At 59.5% G+C, this 19149-nt stretch carries 16 protein-coding genes; 12 read left to right on the top strand and 4 right to left on the bottom strand.

Going from position 1 to position 19149, the window contains the following annotated elements:
• Positions 1 to 18: 18 nt before the first annotated feature.
• The 5 genes from WDJ57_RS20805 (at position 19) to WDJ57_RS20785 (ending at position 9787) form a co-directional block, all read left to right on the top strand.
• Positions 19 to 3075: a PD-(D/E)XK nuclease family protein gene (locus WDJ57_RS20805; RefSeq protein ID WP_338906382.1), complete on the top strand. Its 3057-nt coding sequence runs from the start codon at positions 19 to 21 to the stop codon at positions 3073 to 3075.
• Complete coding sequence (locus tag WDJ57_RS20800; RefSeq protein WP_338906381.1) at positions 3068 to 6700, top strand: UvrD-helicase domain-containing protein; 3633 nt, start codon at positions 3068 to 3070, stop codon at positions 6698 to 6700. Before WDJ57_RS20805 ends, WDJ57_RS20800 begins: the two co-directional genes overlap by 8 nt.
• A 358-nt stretch (positions 6701 to 7058) precedes the next feature.
• A complete protein-coding gene (locus WDJ57_RS20795; protein ID WP_338906380.1) occupies positions 7059 to 7877 on the top strand; it encodes a ParA family protein in 819 nt (272 codons plus the stop codon).
• The gene (locus tag WDJ57_RS20790; RefSeq protein ID WP_338906379.1) at positions 7874 to 8281 is read left to right on the top strand and encodes a hypothetical protein; all 408 of its coding nucleotides are present in this window, start codon (positions 7874 to 7876) and stop codon (positions 8279 to 8281) included. Before WDJ57_RS20795 ends, WDJ57_RS20790 begins: the two co-directional genes overlap by 4 nt.
• 273 nt (positions 8282 to 8554) lie before the next feature.
• Positions 8555 to 9787, top strand: a complete 1233-nt coding sequence (locus WDJ57_RS20785; protein ID WP_338906377.1) for a phage integrase SAM-like domain-containing protein — start codon at positions 8555 to 8557, stop codon at positions 9785 to 9787.
• A 61-nt stretch (positions 9788 to 9848) separates the two neighbouring features.
• Here the strand turns inward: WDJ57_RS20785 and WDJ57_RS20780 are convergent, their stop codons facing one another.
• From WDJ57_RS20780 to WDJ57_RS20765, 4 genes are all read right to left on the bottom strand, one after another.
• Positions 9849 to 11075: a hypothetical protein gene (locus tag WDJ57_RS20780; protein WP_338906376.1), complete on the bottom strand. Its 1227-nt coding sequence runs from the start codon at positions 11073 to 11075 to the stop codon at positions 9849 to 9851.
• Between the two features lie 279 nt (positions 11076 to 11354).
• On the bottom strand, positions 11355 to 12578 hold the full coding sequence (locus tag WDJ57_RS20775) for a competence protein CoiA (protein ID WP_338906375.1): 1224 nt from the start codon (positions 12576 to 12578) through the stop codon (positions 11355 to 11357).
• Positions 12579 to 12646: 68 nt separating this feature from the next.
• Positions 12647 to 13732, bottom strand: coding sequence for a hypothetical protein (locus WDJ57_RS20770; RefSeq protein WP_338906373.1), 1086 nt, complete (start codon positions 13730 to 13732; stop codon positions 12647 to 12649).
• Positions 13733 to 14032 carry a helix-turn-helix transcriptional regulator gene (locus WDJ57_RS20765; RefSeq protein ID WP_338906481.1) on the bottom strand — a complete coding sequence of 100 codons (300 nt, stop codon included), beginning with the start codon at positions 14030 to 14032 and terminating at the stop codon, positions 13733 to 13735.
• A gap of 136 nt (positions 14033 to 14168) precedes the next feature.
• On the opposite strand from WDJ57_RS20765, the gene WDJ57_RS20760 reads away from it, so the two are divergent.
• From WDJ57_RS20760 to WDJ57_RS20730, 7 genes are all read left to right on the top strand, one after another.
• Entirely contained in the window at positions 14169 to 14336 is a 168-nt protein-coding gene (locus WDJ57_RS20760; protein WP_246989545.1) for a DUF1931 domain-containing protein, read from the top strand.
• 75 nt (positions 14337 to 14411) lie between these two features.
• A complete protein-coding gene (gene xseA / locus WDJ57_RS20755; protein ID WP_338906368.1) occupies positions 14412 to 15464 on the top strand; it encodes an exodeoxyribonuclease VII large subunit in 1053 nt (350 codons plus the stop codon).
• A gap of 2 nt (positions 15465 to 15466) precedes the next feature.
• Positions 15467 to 15649, top strand: a complete 183-nt coding sequence (xseB, locus tag WDJ57_RS20750; protein ID WP_338906366.1) for an exodeoxyribonuclease VII small subunit — start codon at positions 15467 to 15469, stop codon at positions 15647 to 15649.
• A 207-nt stretch (positions 15650 to 15856) separates the two neighbouring features.
• On the top strand, positions 15857 to 16135 hold the full coding sequence (locus WDJ57_RS20745; RefSeq protein ID WP_008580506.1) for a hypothetical protein: 279 nt from the start codon (positions 15857 to 15859) through the stop codon (positions 16133 to 16135).
• 6 nt (positions 16136 to 16141) lie between these two features.
• Entirely contained in the window at positions 16142 to 16561 is a 420-nt protein-coding gene (locus tag WDJ57_RS20740; protein ID WP_008580508.1) for a hypothetical protein, read from the top strand.
• A gap of 27 nt (positions 16562 to 16588) precedes the next feature.
• Entirely contained in the window at positions 16589 to 18322 is a 1734-nt protein-coding gene (locus WDJ57_RS20735; RefSeq protein ID WP_338906362.1) for a hypothetical protein, read from the top strand.
• On the top strand, positions 18319 to 19149 hold the full coding sequence (locus WDJ57_RS20730) for a hypothetical protein (protein ID WP_338906361.1): 831 nt from the start codon (positions 18319 to 18321) through the stop codon (positions 19147 to 19149). Before WDJ57_RS20735 ends, WDJ57_RS20730 begins: the two co-directional genes overlap by 4 nt.

The following is a 19149-nucleotide window of genomic DNA, read 5'->3' as shown; positions in this document are numbered from 1 at the left end:
AACGACGCTCGCCGGAGTATGGTCGAGGACAGCTGGGCCGTTTCCCACGAACCTCTCCGTCTTCGTGCCGAGACGCTTGACGCGGTCGTTCGGGAGTGGTACGAACATCTCCACGGTCCGGTTCAACCACTCGCCGGGCAGCTGAACCGCCGGCTGGCGGAGTACGCTCTGGACAGATCGACAGCCGAGACAGACGGCGCTCTCGCCGGTGAACCTGCCTCTGCCGCTCTCGCTGATTCGTTCAGTAGCCGCTTCTCGCTCTTCGACGACGCCGGCGTCGGTACCGCTGACGCGCTCGTAGCGGAGTTCGAGGGCTCAGACCTCGATGACCGTATCGCGAAAGCCACTGTCGACGCGTACCGACACTACCGGGATCTCCACGGCGACTATGTCGACGAGTGGGTCTGTACCCGGGGAGAAATGTTCGACGCCGTCGCGACGGCGGAGCAGTCACTATCGGCGTTCTCGCCGGAACTGGATGTCGTCATCCTTTCCGGGTATCACGAGTTCCGTCCCGTCGAACGCCGCCTCATCGAACGCCTCGCCGACGAACTTCCGACGATCGCACTTCTGCCACTCCACCAGGATGGCCGGAGCGGAGTCGACGCCGTTGCGGAGGGCGCCTTGGAGGTCTACGAAGCACTTGACTTTGAGACAGTAGAACTCGATCCCGTCGACGAGTCAGGGCAGGCCTTTGGAACGATCACCGAGTCGCTCTACCGCCCGGATCCCGACACCGTCCCTGCTCCAGACGCGCTCCAGTGGCGGGAACTCCCGACGCCCGAGCGCGAGATTCGCTTCGTCGCTCGCGAGCTCCGGACCGAGTTGGCCAATGGTCGCGATCCCGACGACTTGGCCGTCGTCGCCCCCGGGACCGAGGCCTATTCGGGGTACGTCGAGGACACGTTCGATACGTACGACATCCCGCACGTCACGACTGCCGCCTCACAGCTGAACCGGACGTTCACCGGGAGCGTCGTCCACGATCTCCTGAACCTCGCCGAACCCGACCCCCGTGCTGAGGACCTCACGTCCCTGTTAGCAAATCCATTGGTCAACGTCGTCGATACCGACCAGGCCAACGCCGTCACGGCAGCTGCTCGCCGGCGCGACACGGTTTCTGTGTCACCCCTGCTCGATGACGTCGACGACGACTCGGCGGCGCTGATCGAGGAGCTACTGGCCACGTTAGAGACGCTCCGAACAGGCGACGTCGAGGACGCAACCGAAACGCTCCGTCGACTGTTGGACGACCGGTTCGACCTAGAGGCGGCGACAGAGGACTACGCCAGCGGTTCCGAGCAAGCCGTCGAACAGCGAGCCTACGACCTCGTGGACGAGGTCCTCGCCTCGTTCGAGTCGCTGGCGGCGGTCAATAGCGACCTTTCCCCGTTGGCACTGTTCACCCGTGCGTTCGATGGCGTGCCGATCCGGGTTCCACAGCGCGCTGCTGGCGGCCACGTTGAGGTGATGGGGCTGCTCGACGCCCGGATGCGCTCGTTCGAGAAAGTGTTCCTCGTGGGCCTGACGAGCGAGCACTTCCCGGTAACGCCGGAACGCCCGGCCTTCTTCGAGGAGATGACCGACGCCCATCCGCGGTTCGACACTGGCGACGAGCGCCTCCGGGGGCGCTATCTCTTCGCGACGCTCCTCGCGAACGTCGATGAACTCACGATTACCACACCAGAGACGGGCGACGACGAGTCCGCAGTCGTCCGGTCGCCGGTCCTCGACGAACTCCAGCGCGTGACCGGCATTGAACCCGAAGACGGCGTCGACGACCGCGTGGGCTCTCGTGAGGACCTCCAGCGGCACGTTGCCGCAACGACCAACCGGCGTGCGGCGGTCAGCCACGCCGGCGACCGGGGCGATCTCTCTCCCGAGCAGACCAAGCGCACGGATCGGGGACTCCACTGTGCGGACAACAGGGGAACGGCTGGCCTCTCCGAACACGACGGCGTCTTAGAACTCGATACAGTCGATGAGGTATACCCTCCGTCTGAACGGGAACCCTACAGCGCGAGTCGTATCGAACGATACGTCGAGTGTGGGTTCAAGTTCTACGCTGACGAAGTACTCGGAATTGCGGATCCGGACGATGTCGAGGTCGTCCCTACGCCCCTCGAAACTGGATCGTACGTCCACGACGTCCTCGAACGGTTCTTCGCGGATTTGCAGGACGAGACCGAGGACGGTGTCGATCTCACGAACTTCGACCGGGACGACCTGGCGACGCACCTTCGCGAGATCGCCGTTGAGGAACTCCGGGATGCTGACTTCGAGTACGACGGCCTGTTCTACGAACGGTGGAAGGCGGAGCTGTTCGCGGGCCTGGGTGACGGCGAGAGTGCTCCGTACGAGGCCGGGAGCAAACCTCACGACGCACCGGAACAGGGGTTGTTCGCTACCTTCCTCGACAACGAACTCTCGCGGGACGGCGCTGACCTCCCACACTTGTTCGAGGCCCCGTTCGGCGAGGGACTTCACGACTCGGATGCTGGGCCGTTCACAGTTGGGCGACCGGACGGCTCGACTGTCTCGATTCGGGGTTACATCGACCGCGTTGACGTGAGCCAGGGTGGCGAACAACCGACGCTCACGCTCTACGACTACAAAACTGGTCGAGCACCGTATATGACGAAGACGACCGGCGGCACGAAGTTCCAGCTCCCCATCTATCTGCTCGCTGCGGCCAACGTCGTCGACGGTGATCTGTTCGAACAGGGATCGCTTTCAGCGACATACTATCAGGTGCGACCCCCCAACGACCTCAAGGTTCCACGCGGCGTCGAATCGAAGTTCGATTCAGAGGTCGAACTCCGCCGGTTCCTGAACGATGTCGTTCCGGAGTGGTTGGGCCAGATCGACAAGGCCATCGGCAACGGACGGTTCCACACGACGATTCTGTCGTCCAGCGGAGCGAATTGCCGATACTGTGACTACCGTCGGGCGTGCGATGTCCGCCATCACCGCAAGCGGGAGTTCGTCGACGAGGTTCACAAGGACGACGCAGCGTATGTTCCGCTCCGTGTTCGCGACGACGAGGACATCCAGACGGTGATGAGCGATGACTGAGGAACCCGAGGAGATTCAGCTCACAGAGGAACAGGAGGACGCGCTCGTCCAGGGCCGGAACGTCGCGATCACTGCCGGCGCTGGGACGGGGAAGACGACAACGCTCACCGAGCGGTACGTGACGATACTGGCCGAGAACCGGTCGCTCACCCCGGAGAATATCGTCACGATCACCTTCACGCGAAAGGCCGCTGCCGAACTGACTGAGCGTGTCCGAGAAGAGGTGTACGACCGGCTGGAGGCTGTAGACTCACCAGAGGCCTATCATCGCTGGCGAAACGTCCTCGACGACCTGGAGGATGGCTACGTCCACACCATTCACGCGTTCTGTACCCGTCTCTTGCGAGAACGGGCCGTCGAGGCTCCGGTCCCGCTCGGCTTCGACGTGCTCGATGAAGACGGCGCCGCGACACTCCAACGCGAAGTCGTGACGGAGTTCCTCGAACGCAATCAGGACGATGATGACGTGGAGCTCCTTGCCCAGCTCTGGAGTCGCGACCAGTTGGTCGATGTACTCGCTGGATTACTTGATGAACGCCCACATAGCGAGTCCGTCCTCGAGGCGTGGCATGACGCCGAGGTCGACGACTACGTGGATATCTGCTGGGAGGTCGTTTGTGATCTCGACGTTGCTGATGCTCGACAGACGCTGTATGCGGACGGACTCCTTGAGCAGCTACGCACGGTCGCGAACAGTGTCGACCGCGAGGACACTATCGCTGATGGGGACGGCCTTCGAGCCTACCGGACCTTCACCGAGGTCGCGACGACACTCCCTGAGCGACCTGAAGATAGCGACCCCCGCGACTGTCAGCGGGCAATCCTCGAGCTGTACGAGGCCTGTGAGAAGAAGAACGGCGGCCTGTACAGCAGTTCGGGGTACGTCGTCGGTGACCGGGACGATTGGGGTGAGTCCGGTGACGTCTACGACGACCTGAAAGACACCATCGACACGGTCATCGATGCCGTCGAACCGCACGCGGATGCGGTCGAGACGACGCCGGGGGAACTGGAAGAGAATAGCGCTCACTACGCGCTGGCTCTGATGCGGGTCTTCGACGACGTCCTCGCAACCTACACCGACGAAAAGGACCGCCGGGATACGCTCGACTTTCCCGACGTGATCGAGACGACCCTTGAGTTCCTGCGAGCCAACGATGCCGTCACGGAGCGGTTACGAGAGCAGTTTGCGGCCGTGATGGTCGACGAGTTCCAGGACACGGACCCGCGCCAGTGGGAGTTAGTCAAGCTCCTCACGGGCGTCGACGAGCAGACGGCGTCGAACGTCTTTCTGGTCGGCGACGAGAAACAGAGTATCTACGGATTCCGTGGTGCAGACGTGACGACGTTCGGGGAAGCGAGAGCCGACCTTCAGGCCGTCAACGAGTTCCGTGGGGTTGACGACGTTCCCGACAGCGATACCGAGAGTCCGACCGCGCTCGAACTCTCCGGGAACTTCCGGACGCTGGATGAGCCATTGTCGTTCCTGAACGAGCTCTTCGAGTACCTGTTCCAGCCGGAGGGTGACCGCCACGAACCCTACGAAGCGCCATCGCAGGAGTTGACCACGCAACGCGACCGTGTCGAGGACATCGAGGGACTGACCGGGAGTGTCGAGTATCTCGCTGTCCCCGACGACGCTGACACGGCGGCAGAGCTCTTCGGCGACGACCATCCGGTCGCCGAAGGCGCGCTCGACCACACCATCGAGGCCGAGGCGCAAGCGCTCGCTGCTCGATTGACCCACCTGTTTGACGATCCGCCGCAAGTCCAAGACCCCGATACAGGTGGCCATCGTGACGCTACTCCCGACGACACAGCAATCCTCCTCCGCCGGCGAACCCATCTGGATCGGTATCAGCGCGCCCTCGAGGAGTACGACATCCCCTATACTGTCGTCGGTGGCGTCGGGTTCTACGATACGCCTGAGGTCCAGGCGCTTACGAACCTGCTTCGAGTACTCGGTGATCCACAGGACGACGTCTCCCTCTACGGGGTGCTTCGGTCGCCGCTGTTCGGATTCGCGGATGATCGCCTCGCACCGGCTGTCGCTGAAGCTGATTCAGTATGGAATGCGCTCGCCGAGGCGGACGATCCACAGCTCGCGGATGCGTTCGATCTCCTTACGACGTGGCGGACCCTCAGCGGCTGTGCGACGCCGTCCGAAGATGGCGTCCTCCCGTGGAACCGCCTGCTGTCCCGGGTGATCGACGACACGGGGTATCTGGCGAGTGTGAGTGCTGATGAACGCGGTCGACAGGCCGTCGCGAATGTCGAGAAGTTCCGCGACCAGGTCCGTACTTGGAGCGAGAACGGTGTTCACACAGCTGCCGGGTTGCTCCACCGGATCGACCGCCAAGCCGAGATCGACCCTCGTGAGGGGGAGGCAGATATTCCGGGTGACGCCGAGGGCGTCCGGATTATGACGATCCATTCTGCGAAGGGACTCGAGTTCCCGATCGTCACCGTCCCCGATCTCGGGAGTGACCTCAACTTCGGTCGCTCCGTCGACGACCATGGCTACGTTCGACTCGTGGACGGAACTGATGACGCGCCGCCGGTGCCGGCGGTTGGTGGGCCGAATCCGGATGATGCGTTCTCCATCGAGAAGACAGCCGTCCACGAGTACGCTGACCGACGGTCGCGTCCACAGGAGCGAGCGGAGTCAAAACGCCTCCTCTACGTAGCGTGTACACGAACGCGGGATCACCTCCTTCTCTGCGGCACGCACGACATCGACGTCGACGAGTCCGGGACAATCGAACTCGGCGAGCCTGCAGCCTTCGACGACGCAGACCGGTGGCGCGACTGGTTACAGCCAGCCCTCCTCGACGGAGCACTCGTCGCCGAGGCGGTTCGTGACGGACAGGCCCGTGGTGAGATAGATGGAGCCAGCTATACTGTTCGCAGGCCGCCACGCCCAGTAGACTGGAACACCGACGACGTTGTTGATTCAGCGCTGGAGATATCGATTCCTTCACCGCCGTCGTTAGCGCCGGCGAAACGTATCGCGGCTACGACCCTCGTGAATGCGGTGGCGGATGCGTCTTCAGACGGCCACAGTTACTCTCAGCGTGAGGAGTCGGCCGGCCTGAGTCCCACGACGTTTGGGACGGTCGTCCACCGGATCAACGAACTTCGTCCTCCGAGAGACGAGTGGATCACCCTGATCCGTCGTTTGAGTCAGATGGTTGGTGAGGAGCCGACAGAATCGGACCTCCGTGATGCTGTTAACCACGCTGCTGATGCAGTCGAATTTGTTGATCACATCGAGTCCGATACCCAGCTTCAGGAGATTTACGACGAGTACTCTGTTGTCGCTCGAATCGATGAGTCGCGGATTGTCGGTGATATCGACCGGCTGCTCGTCACGCCGGACGCATTCCACATTATCGACTACAAGACCAACGACCTCTCAGCTACGACATCGGATGAGCTCGCGGAACATTATCGACCACAGATGCTCGCGTACGCTCTCGCCCTCCTCCAACATGACCGGAATCGTGACGTACGAGCTTCACTCCGGTTTACTGACGAGGGGATAGAGGAGCGGTTCTATTGGGTATCGGATCAGATGACGGAGATGGAATCTGAACTACGGTCAATGGTGGATTTGGTAGATTAAGCCTCTGTTTTTGCCAATTCACTCACCTTGCGATAGGTCAGGGCGAGCTCTTGGTGGCAGCCTTCGAGAAACGAATAGAACGAACGAAACGAACGCAACGAGCGTATTTCGAGTAATGAATGAATTTACTGGAACGAGCCGAACCGACGCTGGTATACAGAGTGCTCGGTGAACGAAACGAACAAAACGAGAGAAACGAAGATGGTGATGAAAATGAACGAAATCCGTTCAACGAGTGGAACGAACAGTTGGTTTTAACATCGTAGTAATCCTCTCACCGAGTGAAACAACCTCACCGAACGCACCGAACTAAACGACCAAAACGAACGAAACGAACACAACGAGAGAAACGAAGATAATGACCGACACCAATACCGCACGAATCACGGTGGCGAATCAGAAGGGAGGCGCGGGGAAGACAACCGACGTTATTCATACTGGCGGCGCACTCTCCGCCCGAGGCCACGATGTCCTCTTGGTCGATATCGACTATCACGGAGGGCTCACCTGCTCACTTGGCTACAACGATCTGTACTACGACACCGACCGCACAACGCTGTTCGACGTCCTCGACTTCGATCAGATGGAGTCGGTGAACGACATCATCGTCGAGCACGAGGAATTCGACATCCTTCCCGCGAGCGAGAAGCTCGCGAACAACAAGAACATCCAGACGCTGCTTGAGGCGCCGAAGAGTCGCGAGCGGTTGGAGATGACTCTCGACGAGCTCAAAAAGGACTACGACTACATCATTGTCGACACGCCGCCATCCCTGAACGTCCTCACTGACAACGCTCTCGTCGCGACCGGCAACGTCGTCATCCCCGTCATTCCCGAGAAGCTCAACGCCAACAGCCTCCAGATTTTCGCAAAGCAGCTGAGCTCCCTCGAACAGGCGTACGGAGACATCAATCGGCTCGCAATTGTTTGTAACCGCGTCGAGCAGAACGCTGAACACCGCGACACCATCGAGGAGATCAAGTCGGCGTACTCCCTCCCAGTGTTCGAGATTCCGAAGCGGACCGACCTCTCCCAGTCGATTGGCGAGGGGGTGTCCGTCTTCGGATTCGGCAAAGAGAACCAGCGCGTCGAGGATGCACGTGACCTGTTCAACGAGATCGCCGACCTGTTCGACGAGAAGTTCGAGAAGACCGCGCCTGAGGAGGTGAAAGCATGAGCGACGGCTGGGGTGATGCTTCGGGCATCGAGGGCAACTACGAAGAGGAGGACGATGAGGTCGATTCCAGCGAAACGAGTGAGGTGAGTGAAACGGTGGAAACCAGTTCATCGACCGAAACGACGGAATCGACTTCAACGAGTGAAACGAGCGAAACGAGCAAAACGAAGACGAACATCAAGGACGAGTGGAACGGGCGAACGATCTACATTCCCGACGATGTCCTCGACGAGATGGAGGATACCTACCTCGAGTCCCAGCTGAAGCTCCGCAAGGCGGGGCAGGACGAGTTCAAGAAGAACCGCCACTTCTACCCGCTACTCGTCCAGTTCGGTGTTGAGGCGCTCTCTGATGCGGATGCTGAGGAAATTCAGGCTCGGCTTTCGGAACTCGGAGACGAATGACCTCGCGCAGAACGAGGACCGAGTTTTTGTATAGCGATATACGATATACATTTTCCTGTAGTGCGGAGTTCCGGCGCTAAGAGACTCTAGACCCCCGAATTCTCCCGATGGCTCGAATACAACAAGTGGTCCTGATTATGCCCGTAATCACGACCACTTTGAAGTACCCCGCCGCCGTCGGTGAAGCACGAATGCTGCAACCGCCTCACGACGGCGCTTCCCCCGGGGTAGACGCACCGAGACCGGGCCCGCAGGACGGTGGAGGGCCGGTGGATGCCTGATCGAGCGCTTTCGACACCGCTCGACGACAGCTTCGAGCGCTACCTCCAGGACAAAGGGAAAGGCCGTGGTGGCGACGGCGGGAACTATCGACGCAACGCAGCTCGCGAACTCGAGCGGTTCGCCGAGTGGGCCGCCGGCGACCGCGGCGCCGACGACTGGACCGGGATCGTCCCCGACGACGTCGACCGGGAGCCGACCTTCAACGATCTCGAGGAACGCGTGTTTCGGGAGTACGCCCGACATCTCGGTGGAGATCGGGGACTCAAGCAGAACACAGTACAAACCTATTACCGCTATATCTCTGCCTGGTGTGGCTGGTGCGTCAACGAGGGATATCTCGAAGCGCATTACGCGCAGCGGGCGAGTGCGATGGCGCCGTTACCGGAGGACGACGGCCGCAAGCCCGGCGACCAGCAGGCCTGGACGTCTGAACAGCGCCACGCCCTCACCCGCCACGTCGACGAACAGGCTCGCGAGGCCATCGAGGCGTACACGACACTCCCGGAGGATACTGACCCCCTCGACAAGCAGCGAGCGCGCTACGGAGCGCTGAAGGCGACTCGTGACCGGGCTCTGGTGTTCGTCCTCGCGTATACCGCCGTCCGCGTTGGCGAACTCCTCCGGGACCCGAATGACCCGCGCCGACGCGGTGTTCGCTGGGAGGATCTCTCCCTCGACGACGGGAGTATGGACGTCTACCGGAAGAAACAGCAGTGGGACGCCGCCAGTCTTCCCGACCCGGTGATCTCGCCGCTCCGGAGTTATCGCCAGCTGATGGACCCACCAACGGAGCGCTGGCCGGTGTTTTCGACGTTCGACCAACGGACGCTCGCAGAGCTCGTCCGGGAAGAGCTAGCCGAACGAGGGGAACGCCCAGAAGCAATCGCTGAACGCCGAGCGGAGTACGCTCGCGACCTGTTGCTGGCGCTCGATGAGGATATTCGGCCGCCGTCGATCACGACGGACGGCGCACGGTCGATTCTCCAACGGCTATCGGAGGCCGCCGAAATCGACATCGCCCATCCGAAACACGATTATCTTGCTCCACACGGTGGTCGACGTGGGATGGGGGAGGTACTTGTTCGAGCGTTCGGGTATACGGTCGCGGCTCGGTACTTAGATAACTCTGAGGAGATGGTGAGGGAGCGGTACTCCCATATTGAAGCTGGTGAACTCGGTGACGTAGCAACTGAAGCACTAGAAGAGATTGATACTCTTACATAATCGTGGCCCCATCTCAATACATTACGTTTTCAGAAAGACAGGGTAGATAGCCAATTGAGGGCTATTCGTTTTTGAGCATCTGCCGGATCAACGGGGTCAGAACTGCGGCAGCGTAACCTGCGGCACCCCACTTCGACGTCATCGAGTAAGCAATATACCCAGCTATCCCTCCAATAACTGCCCGCTGGTAATTTGCAGGTTGCTCATTAAACCACTCTCTGGTCTCAGAACCTGCTAAAATGAAATACGTAATCTGAGTCGGCACCTCCAACGCCAATTCAAAAGAGAAACTACCTGCATCCGGCAGAGTAGCATCCACAGTAGCCTCAGCAGGGCCCGCTTCCGGAAGCACCTCGGCAGTAGCCTCCAATGGCTCAGCATCTCCACTTGTCGTTGACGGCGGATTAACAACCGACCTCTCAAACTGGGAAGACGGATAACTACTGGCCGCAGCTGCAGCACTTACCGACGGTTGAATCGCCGCCAAATCAGCCAATACAGACTGAGGAACCCGGATATCTGCAATCACATCAGATAGCATCAAAGCAGTTGATCGAGCAATCATATTTTGCTGTTCCTCAATGACAGCAGTCAATGGAGCCAAACTCCGTGCGAGTGCCATCTCCTGCTGAGCAATAATCGGCTTGAGGGCACTGGCCACCATCTTTTCCGTTCGAAACAGCTCTGAATCCACGACACCAGCTAAAAGAGATGTCTGATTCTGAAGAACCGTATCGTGGATGTTCGGAATATTAGCCACCGCAGCAATCGTAGAAGCCGGGATTTCAATACTCGGAACTAGCGCACTCATATCTAGATTCAACCCTTCCCAATCAAAGGGTAGCGGCGGCGTTTCCTCCTCTGGTGGCTCACCTACCGACAAATCCTCAATATCGTGGTCCAAGTACAGCGCGCCGACATACTCTCGAAGCAGATCTTCAACTGGCTCATCATCATTGTCCTCACCGAACTTTTCCTCCAACTCCTGTTCTAGAGAAAAGTACGCTCGTGATGGCCTCGACGCTTTCGTCGCCACATCCGAGGGGTCCTCGAAGATCAAACGGTAAACCGTGAGTGCCTCCTTCGTTGTCTCCACAGACAAGTCAGTCTCCTCGGCAACTGTTTCTATATCTCCTACATCACGCCATAATTCGCCGGCCTCACGAACCGTCCCTACCCACTCAAATGACACCTGCTCTTGGCGCTCCTGGCGCTCCTCCTGAATCGCCTCCATCAACTCCTCAAAATCAGCTTCACTACTCGGTTCCTCGTCTTCTTCCTCACTCATTACCAGAAGAGTAAGTAGCACGGCGTAAAAAGACGCTTCCCCCGATAACCAACATAGGCGCTTCAGCTGTAGTTTTATGCTTGAATTCCTCGCTGAAGAGTTCGACCTCAAGTGAAGCGAGCACGTCCGTGAGGTCGGTCAGTCGGTTGCCGAACTTCGCGACTGATTTGAATATTTTTCTGAAGCCCGTCCAACGAGTCTCTCTTCTGGGTACGGAATGCATTCTTGTTCCGTTGGCCCTTGCTGTCGAGTAGATTGTCTTGAGTGGTTGGCTTCCTTTTACGGCGGAATCCAGCTCGTGTGGTCGCGGAGAGTTGTCTCGGGAGTTTTCATCGTCGCGCCGCACTTGGGGCAGTAATCTTCGATCGCATCCTCGTCGTAGAGGTAGTGATCGCACTCGGGAGGGCTGGCTTGGAAATACACGTCGTCCCAGTCGAGATCAGGCTCTCGACCGTAGAGACAGAAGGTACTGTGTCCTGACCGCCCTCGATGGTTCGTCACTAACCGAACGGGACAGTACATGCATTCGCGGAGTTCGATTAACGGCTGGTCGGAATGGTTTGTCCAGAGCGTTTCTCGTCGCCCCCATTCGTGAAACCCCTTCGGCCCCCGACAGCGCTCTATCTCAGGTCGTGTCGCAAGCAGCTTCTCCACCTGTGCGGAATGGTACTGGCTTCCTGCCCACTTCCAGAACGGATCTCGGTCGTACTCACGGACAATCGCGTTCTTGAGCGCTTTCAGGGGAAAGTCGGGGCCGTGCTCGTCGCTCGCGGTGTAGGTGTAACTGCCGTCGGGTTCGTGAAGCCGGCGTAGCTCGCAACCCTGGGCAGTACAGATATCGTACGTAATCAGGTCATTCTGTCCGCGGGGATGGGCATAGGGCGGCACGCGCTCCCACGCATGTTCGCCGTCGTAGAGGAGCGCTTGGCAGTTCGTAAATCGGCTAGCTTTGCTCGTTCGTTGGGCGTATCCGGAACCGTCGTCTTGCTCAAATTCGGCACCGATCATATCGTAGTTGAACGTATCGAGAAGGACTGTTGCCGCGCGTATCCAGACGACCGAGTACCCAGCGGCCAAGTAGTCATGCGTCACCTGATGGACGTCCTTGTCCTCGTGACTGTGCTGTACCTCAACGGCGAGGCCTTCTCCGAAATAAGGGTTCCAATCGTCAAAGGTCGCGAGTGCGTCGGCCCGGCGTTCGGTCACAGGTGTCGGCACCTCGGGCACGTCGACGTCCACCTCCGTCTCGATGCGGGCGTTTTCTCCGAATTGCTGGTGCAGAGCGACCTCAACACGGGCGACTGCGCGTTCGTGGGTCTCTGACTCGCCGCCATTCGAGCAGCGCTGGCCGGCGTCGTCTGATACGTGGTAGAAGTGTCGAGACTTGCCCGGCGCCGATCGCGGGTACATCGTCCCGCCGCATACTGGACAGGTGACTTCTTCTCCATCGTCGACAATAGCGGGGACGACCGGGCGACCGTCACGACGACCGCGGAAGGGCATACCGGCAAAGAACATCTCGGTAAGCAAATAATCTCTCCCAGCTGTAGGCCAGTACAAGACGGAACAGGTTAGAGCGGGTCCTCAAGTCCGCAGGAGATACACTTCATGCAGCCGTCCTCACGTTCCCAAATGTGATCGCAGTACTGGGGGTCCGTGGTCGTCATCTCAGAGAAGTCCTCGAACGGATCATTTGAGATGACCTCCTCTCCGTTGTGCTCTTTGAGACGGGCCCCACACCGGCACCGAAAGCGGTTCTCTCCTCGCGGCTCCCAGACGTGTTGATGGTCTTCTTTCTTCTCCTCCTTTTCTCGCTGTTCAAACGCTGCTTGAGCAGCTCTGTCAGCAAGATCTGAGCTCGTCTTGATGGTCGACTCATCAAAGATATAGGCATCAACAGCTCTCTCTTTCCAGCGCTCAAGCCGACAGTGTTTACAGAAATCCCGGTCGTGGAGGTCACTCCCTCCGTATTTCCAGGTATGATTACAGTCCGGATTCGGGTCGGAGAATGTTAGGGAATCAGCGTTCACGAACCGCTCGAGATACCCCTCAGGTGGATCTACCTCTGGAGGGTCTGCCCACGAAGCTGCGAAGGCGGCCTCAGCCCGTTTGTCGAATGCGACGACCATCCCCTCAATACGGAATCGGTCGTTCGTAAAATCGTCAGGGCTGGCCCAGTAGACGCTATATCCGGCCGAGAGATAGTCGTGCGTGACCGCGTCGAGGTCTTTGTCTTCGTTTGCGTATTGTACCTCAACGATCAATCCACGCCCAAGGTAGTCGTTTGTGTCATCAGCGGGAAATTCGACGAGGGCATCTGCTCGGCGAGAATCAGTGAGCGTCGGCGTATTGGGAACATCGACGGTGACCTCGGGTCCACAACGGACATATTGGTCAAACCGCTGCCGCAACGCTGATACTGCGAGTGATTTCATCTTTCGATGCGGATCCGACTCTCCTCCGGAGCAATTGACCGTCGAATCCCCTGAGCCCGCAGTAACGTGATAGAAATGGCGGGCGCGGCCATCATCAAATGGGCCCCGTGGTCGCATCGTTCCCCCACAGGCTGGACACACGACGTCAGTACCGTCCTCTACCTCTTCAGGAAGAACTGTTCCTCCCTCCTCGCCTGTAGAAGACTGTGCGATAAATGGCATCTAGGTCGACGTAGCGACTTCTTCTGTAGACTCGATATATTCGTCTTCCCACTCTCGACGTGCCTCAATTTCGCGGGAGCCTCGTTGCGTTAACGAGTACAGATTGGTTCGCTTGTCGAGTTCGCCTTTCTTGAGGAGCCCTTTCTCGACGAGGTCGTCGAGATTCGGATAGAGCCGGCCGTGGTTGATCTCCTGTTCGTAGTAGTCGTCGAGTTCGGCCTTTACTGCGAGCCCGTGTGGTTCGTCGAGCCCGGCGATCACGTACATGATGTCCCGCTGGAACCCAGTTAGATCGTGCATCCGTCCGTTCACTATTTTTGAGGGGTGGCATATGTTCTCTCTGGTGCTCAAAGGCCAATATTCGATACGACGAGGTGAGAACCCTGCGTGAGAACTTCGAACCTTTATATGGTGGACAAGAGAAGTCCGCGATGGAATGTCTGACCTAATCGTCAAAGCAGCCGTGAAGGACGCACTTTCGGACCACAACGTCTCGGCAGATTTCTACGACGCCCTCAACAAAGAGGTCGCCGAACTGCTCGACGACGCCGCAGAGCGTGCCGAGGCCAACGACCGGAAGACGGTCCAGCCCCGCGATCTGTAGGCCTGCGTAACGCAGCCAACCCCGCCACTCGAACGTAGCTTTTTGAGGTTCCTGTTCAGAAGTTAGGAAACGGAGATGGCGGACGCACCGGATACCGAACGGCAGGCGGTCGAACCCGATGCGAGAGAGGTCCTTAGCGTGTCCCAGCTGAACGACCGGATCGCGTCAGTCGTCCAGGACACGCCTGCCCTCAACGGCGTCCGCTGTATCGGGGAGGTCACTGACCTCCACAAGAACAGTACGGCGCTTTACTTCACGCTCACCGACGGCGATGCCGAGCTCCCCTGTATGATCTGGGCGAACCGTTACCGGGAGATGGACGCCGACCTCGAGGACGGGACCGAAGTCATCCTCGAGGGCGATATCGACTACTGGGTCGAAGGTGGGAAAATCGACCTCAAACCGTGGGAGGTGATCGTCGTCGGCGACGGCGACCAGGCGGCCGCCGTCGAGCGACTGCGAAGTGAACTCGAAGAGCGTGGCTGGTTCGACGACGAACAGAAACAGCAACCGCCGGCGTTCCCGGAGCGGGTCGGCGTCGCCACGTCCCTCCGAGGGGACGCCCGGTACGACATCCAGAACGCGATTCACGAGCAGGACCCCACCGTCGACATCCTGGTGAAGGACGCAACCGTCCAAGGGTCGAACGCGCCGACGTCCATCGCGAACGGCATCCATCATCTCGACCGTTCGGAGGACGTCGACGCGATCATCGTCGGCCGTGGCGGTGGGAGCGATTCGAACCTCCAAGCCTTCAACACCGAGCGGGTCGCGGAGGCGATCTTCACCGCCAATACCCCTGTGGTCACCGCTATCGGACACACCGATGACCGACTCATCGCGGATCAGGTGGCGGACGTTGCGACGATCACGCCGACCGCCGCCGGCGAGTATATCGTGAACTCCCGCCAAGAGTTCCTTGCGAGTGAGATCGAGCCGCTGGAGCAACAGCTCGACGGCGCGTACGAGACCTTCCAGCAGGAGCACGAACACGAACAGGAGCTCGCCGAAGCAGTCGATGAAGCGACTGCACCCGAGGGGCTCTCACCGATTTACTACAAAGTCGCGATCGCTGTGTTGCTGTTGCTGTTGCTGGTCATCACCGGACTTTGGCTGGGGGTGATCTAACCGTGGCAAAAGACTCCGAAATCCACGATCGGCTAAGTCGCGTCGAGGAGATCATTGAGCAGCTCGACGCAGATGAGTGCGACCTCGACGAAGGTACAGCACTTCACGAGGAAGGTCAAGAACTCCTGACCGAGGTTCGAGAGGTCCTCGACGGGGGAAACGGCGAAGTTGTGGAGCTCGAGTAAGTGAGCTGATTCTCACTCTTAACCAACAGACTTCTTCCTCCTGCGCCTTCGTTGGTTAAGTCCTTTCCTACGAGGTCAACAAGTGATTTGGTTATAATTTATCCGATAAACTTGCACCACTTGGTAGCCAGAAAGCATTTAGGTATCATCCAACTACCGCGCCAATATGTACCGTGACTCAACCGGTGCATACCCATACCCGCATGTATGATTACGAGGTCAGTCACCATCGAAGACATCGATGACCTGTACCTGATGTGGAACGACCACATCAACGCCTCCGCCCTCTATCGCCGCGCCCTCCGCGAGGAAATGGAAGTCCGCGGTGTTGACCCCGATGAACTCCGCGACCTCCTCGAACGGGCCCGCGAGCAGGGCTACACGCTCGACGAGATCGCAGAAGACACCAACCGATTCGACGACCTACAGTCGCTCGTCGAAGAGCAACAGAACCAGCCACCAGCTGGAGACGCCACAGATGATTGACTCGCTATGTCACAGGACCAGACTCCCTCCGACCCTGAGCCTAGCGTCGAAAACCAGTCACCGCTGACCGGGAAGATCCCTCGGCAGGCAGCGCTCACCGTCGTCCTCCTGAGCCTGTTCGCTGTCCAGCCGGTCGCCGCCCAGAGTAACGCGGTCTGTAGCGCAGACAACCTCCCGAGCATGATTGAGGGGTTCTTCCAGCTGACCACCGCGCTGGGGATCGTCGGCCTCGCCATCGTCTGGCAGGCTGACTCCCTCATCGAGATGTTCACCCTCAATCCCGAGCAGAAGAAGGGCCTCAAGCGCCACAAGCGGTCGGCGATGAAGTCCGCGGTCGTCCTCGTCGTGCTCGGCCCGCTGTACACCGTCGCCGGGTCGATGATGGGCCTCCCGCTGGCGCAGTGCGTCGACCTCGTCCCCTGGTAACCACCCCGCAGTCCCGGTGCGAGCCCTATGAACCATCGAGAGCTCTCCGTGCTCATGGCCGGCTTGCTCGCGACGAGCCTAGTCACGGGTATCGTCGCCGCTGACCCGCCACGACCAGGTACGGAGGGAAACGGGCTCACGGAAAACGAGTCGGCAACGCTGTGGTCACGTGATGCGGACAACTACATCAGCCAGGAGGAGTACCGCCAGCGCTACGGCGAGGACCGCTCCGCCGTCCATCAGGTCGCCAACGGGACGGACATTACGTTCAAACGGCCGCCCGCGACCGCGGCGACGTGGACGCGGAACGACTTCGAGGACCTCGACGCCGCCGGCCCAGATACGTCCGTGCATCCGCCGCACGCGGACCTCGAGGAGGGCGTCTTCATCGAAGATGCTCACGCGACGATCTTCGCGGTCCAGCCCTCTACTCGTGGCCACCTCGAGTCCGGTGAAACCCCACTCTACATCGCGCCGAATGGGACGATGCGCGGGTTCGTTGATTATCGCGTTCGCGTCCCCAACGGGAGTTCCTCCGGCAACACGACTATCTCGTGGTCGCTCACGGAGCACGAGATCGAAGAAGTCCGGTTGAAGAAGGACGGCGAGACCATCGCCGAGCGTGACGGGTCACATACGCCTGCCCTCGACTACCAGATCGAGGACGACTGGAGTGCGAATCTCACGTTGGAAGCGGAGATTAGCGTCCGGCTGAAGAAGACCGTCAGGACCGACCTGGGTGACCGGACGGACGTCGACGTCACCTATCGGACGGAATCACGCAATGTCTCCGATTCGATCGGCGTCGAGATCTACGACCTCTCGGCGTACCCCTACTACGCCGAGTATCCGAACGGCGACGCTGGCGTGGCGATCTTCCAGTCGCGGCCATGGCAGGGGTACACGCTCACGGAGGACGGTGAGGCACGGGTCCGTGGCATCTGGCGGTTCTACACCGCTCGGAACACCAACTGGGACACGCTCGTCCGGTCGAATCGCACGGATAGCGCCACCGTCGAGTCAGACGCGATTCCGGTGTACGTCCACGCCTATCCCTCGCGGATCGGGCCGCGTGCCGAGCCGGTTCGAGACGGACCGGAACTCATCGAGACCTGGGGGACTGACCGCCCGTCACCAGTCGGTACCATCGGTGAGAACATCAATATCGACATCGTCAACCAGTCGTACACGACGACGTACGGCGTCGCCGTTCGAGCTGAGAACGTCGATCGAGAGGCGCTGCATGTAGCGGGAATCGTCCGGGGCGTGAATGCGTCAATCGTCGAGCCGGACGCCGGCTCCGAGCGGCAGCTCCACCGCAGCAATCTTACTGTTGAGGTCATCCATCAGAATCAGTCGCAAGCGACGCTCAGGGTCGAACTCCGGGACAATCAAACTGGTGCGCCGATCGCGCTCGACGATAGCCGTCAGTATCCAATCGGCGGCACCACCCGAAACGGGTACATCACGGTCGCGGATCAGCGCGTCGAGACCAACGCCTCGGGAGTGGCGATCGTGACCATCGACGAACCGGGCATCTACACGGCTCGGTACCATCCGGGCTCGTGGCTCGGTCACGACCCAGCGTACGTGAGTGATACCGCGACGGCCCGGTGGCACCCACTCGGGACGATCGACGGCTGGTTTGCACTGGTGTTCGAGGTCGGCTGGCAGCTCCTGCCCTTCTTCGTGATGTTCTACGCTGGCAAGCGCCTCCTGCGGATGCTCGGCCCAGAAGACATCTTCGGACAAAACCCATGACTCAGGACAATCCCCACCTCAGTAGACGGACCGCCCTCCGAACAGTCGCCGGCGCCGCTCTCGCGAGCGTGGCCGGATGTCTCAACAACGGCGATTCCCCGGATGGCGGGAACTCAACACCGTCTGATGAAGGAGGAGTCATCCAGGAAGTCACTATAGAGGGGACAGAACTCGTCGTTGAATACTCCTCACAGGAGGAAGTCGACCAGATTAATCTCGTCCAGCCGAATGGGGAACTGTTCGGTCAGCGAGAAACCGCTGCTGGGTCACAGCAGGTCTCCTTCGAGATCGGGACTTCCTACGAGCCTGGAGAGTATACTGTCGTGGCCCTCAGCGGTGAAGAAACGCTAGCTGAGACTTCCTCTCTGATACAGCCGGAAATTGGAATTCAAGAGGTCGGTCTTTATCGGAATAACCCTGAGAAGCCGTGGGACGAAGTCTACGGAGACACCGAGACGGATCGGCTAAAGAACGGGGAAGCGTACGTCACCGTCGGAAACACCGGAAGCGGACCAGAAGCGATTGTTGAGTTGATTTTCTCCGGTGATGTTCCAAACCCTGTCGAAGATCCCCGAGGTAGCGGGATGTATGAAACCGAGCAGGTGGTGATCTCGCCGGGAGAAACTACCGACCTGTTCAGTAGTTCGTTCCCGTTTGGTTCTGAATCTGAGGAGGGAATGGGATGCTCCCCGGACGGGAACAGCGGCCAGTTCACCGTTACAGTCCGAACCCAGGTTGGCGGCGACCAGGTATCGAAATCCTTCGATGTAGAGTACTCCGGATCCACGGAGATGAGTGACTGCGAGGTTTCAATCACGGAGGCCTAA

Source organism: Salinibaculum sp. SYNS191, from assembly GCF_037338445.1.
GTDB lineage: Archaea > Halobacteriota > Halobacteria > Halobacteriales > Haloarculaceae > Salinibaculum > Salinibaculum marinum.
This window is presented reverse-complemented; position numbering and strand designations above follow the sequence as displayed.

Bases quoted from the DNA above. Each gene is read 5' to 3' on its own strand.
- WDJ57_RS20805 (WP_338906382.1), top strand. From the start codon at position 19: ATGGTCGAGGACAGCTGGGCCGTTTCCCACGAACCTCTCCGTCTTCGT.
- WDJ57_RS20800 (WP_338906381.1), top strand. From the start codon at position 3,068: ATGACTGAGGAACCCGAGGAGATTCAGCTCACAGAGGAACAGGAGGAC.
- WDJ57_RS20795 (WP_338906380.1), top strand. From the start codon at position 7,059: ATGACCGACACCAATACCGCACGAATCACGGTGGCGAATCAGAAGGGA.
- WDJ57_RS20790 (WP_338906379.1), top strand. From the start codon at position 7,874: ATGAGCGACGGCTGGGGTGATGCTTCGGGCATCGAGGGCAACTACGAA.
- WDJ57_RS20785 (WP_338906377.1), top strand. From the start codon at position 8,555: ATGCCTGATCGAGCGCTTTCGACACCGCTCGACGACAGCTTCGAGCGC.
- WDJ57_RS20780 (WP_338906376.1), bottom strand. From the start codon at position 11,075: ATGAGTGAGGAAGAAGACGAGGAACCGAGTAGTGAAGCTGATTTTGAG.
- WDJ57_RS20775 (WP_338906375.1), bottom strand. From the start codon at position 12,578: ATGCCCTTCCGCGGTCGTCGTGACGGTCGCCCGGTCGTCCCCGCTATT.
- WDJ57_RS20770 (WP_338906373.1), bottom strand. From the start codon at position 13,732: ATGCCATTTATCGCACAGTCTTCTACAGGCGAGGAGGGAGGAACAGTT.
- WDJ57_RS20765 (WP_338906481.1), bottom strand. From the start codon at position 14,032: ATGCACGATCTAACTGGGTTCCAGCGGGACATCATGTACGTGATCGCC.
- WDJ57_RS20760 (WP_246989545.1), top strand. From the start codon at position 14,169: ATGTCTGACCTAATCGTCAAAGCAGCCGTGAAGGACGCACTTTCGGAC.
- xseA (WP_338906368.1), top strand. From the start codon at position 14,412: ATGGCGGACGCACCGGATACCGAACGGCAGGCGGTCGAACCCGATGCG.
- WDJ57_RS20745 (WP_008580506.1), top strand. From the start codon at position 15,857: ATGATTACGAGGTCAGTCACCATCGAAGACATCGATGACCTGTACCTG.
- WDJ57_RS20740 (WP_008580508.1), top strand. From the start codon at position 16,142: ATGTCACAGGACCAGACTCCCTCCGACCCTGAGCCTAGCGTCGAAAAC.
- WDJ57_RS20735 (WP_338906362.1), top strand. From the start codon at position 16,589: ATGAACCATCGAGAGCTCTCCGTGCTCATGGCCGGCTTGCTCGCGACG.
- WDJ57_RS20730 (WP_338906361.1), top strand. From the start codon at position 18,319: ATGACTCAGGACAATCCCCACCTCAGTAGACGGACCGCCCTCCGAACA.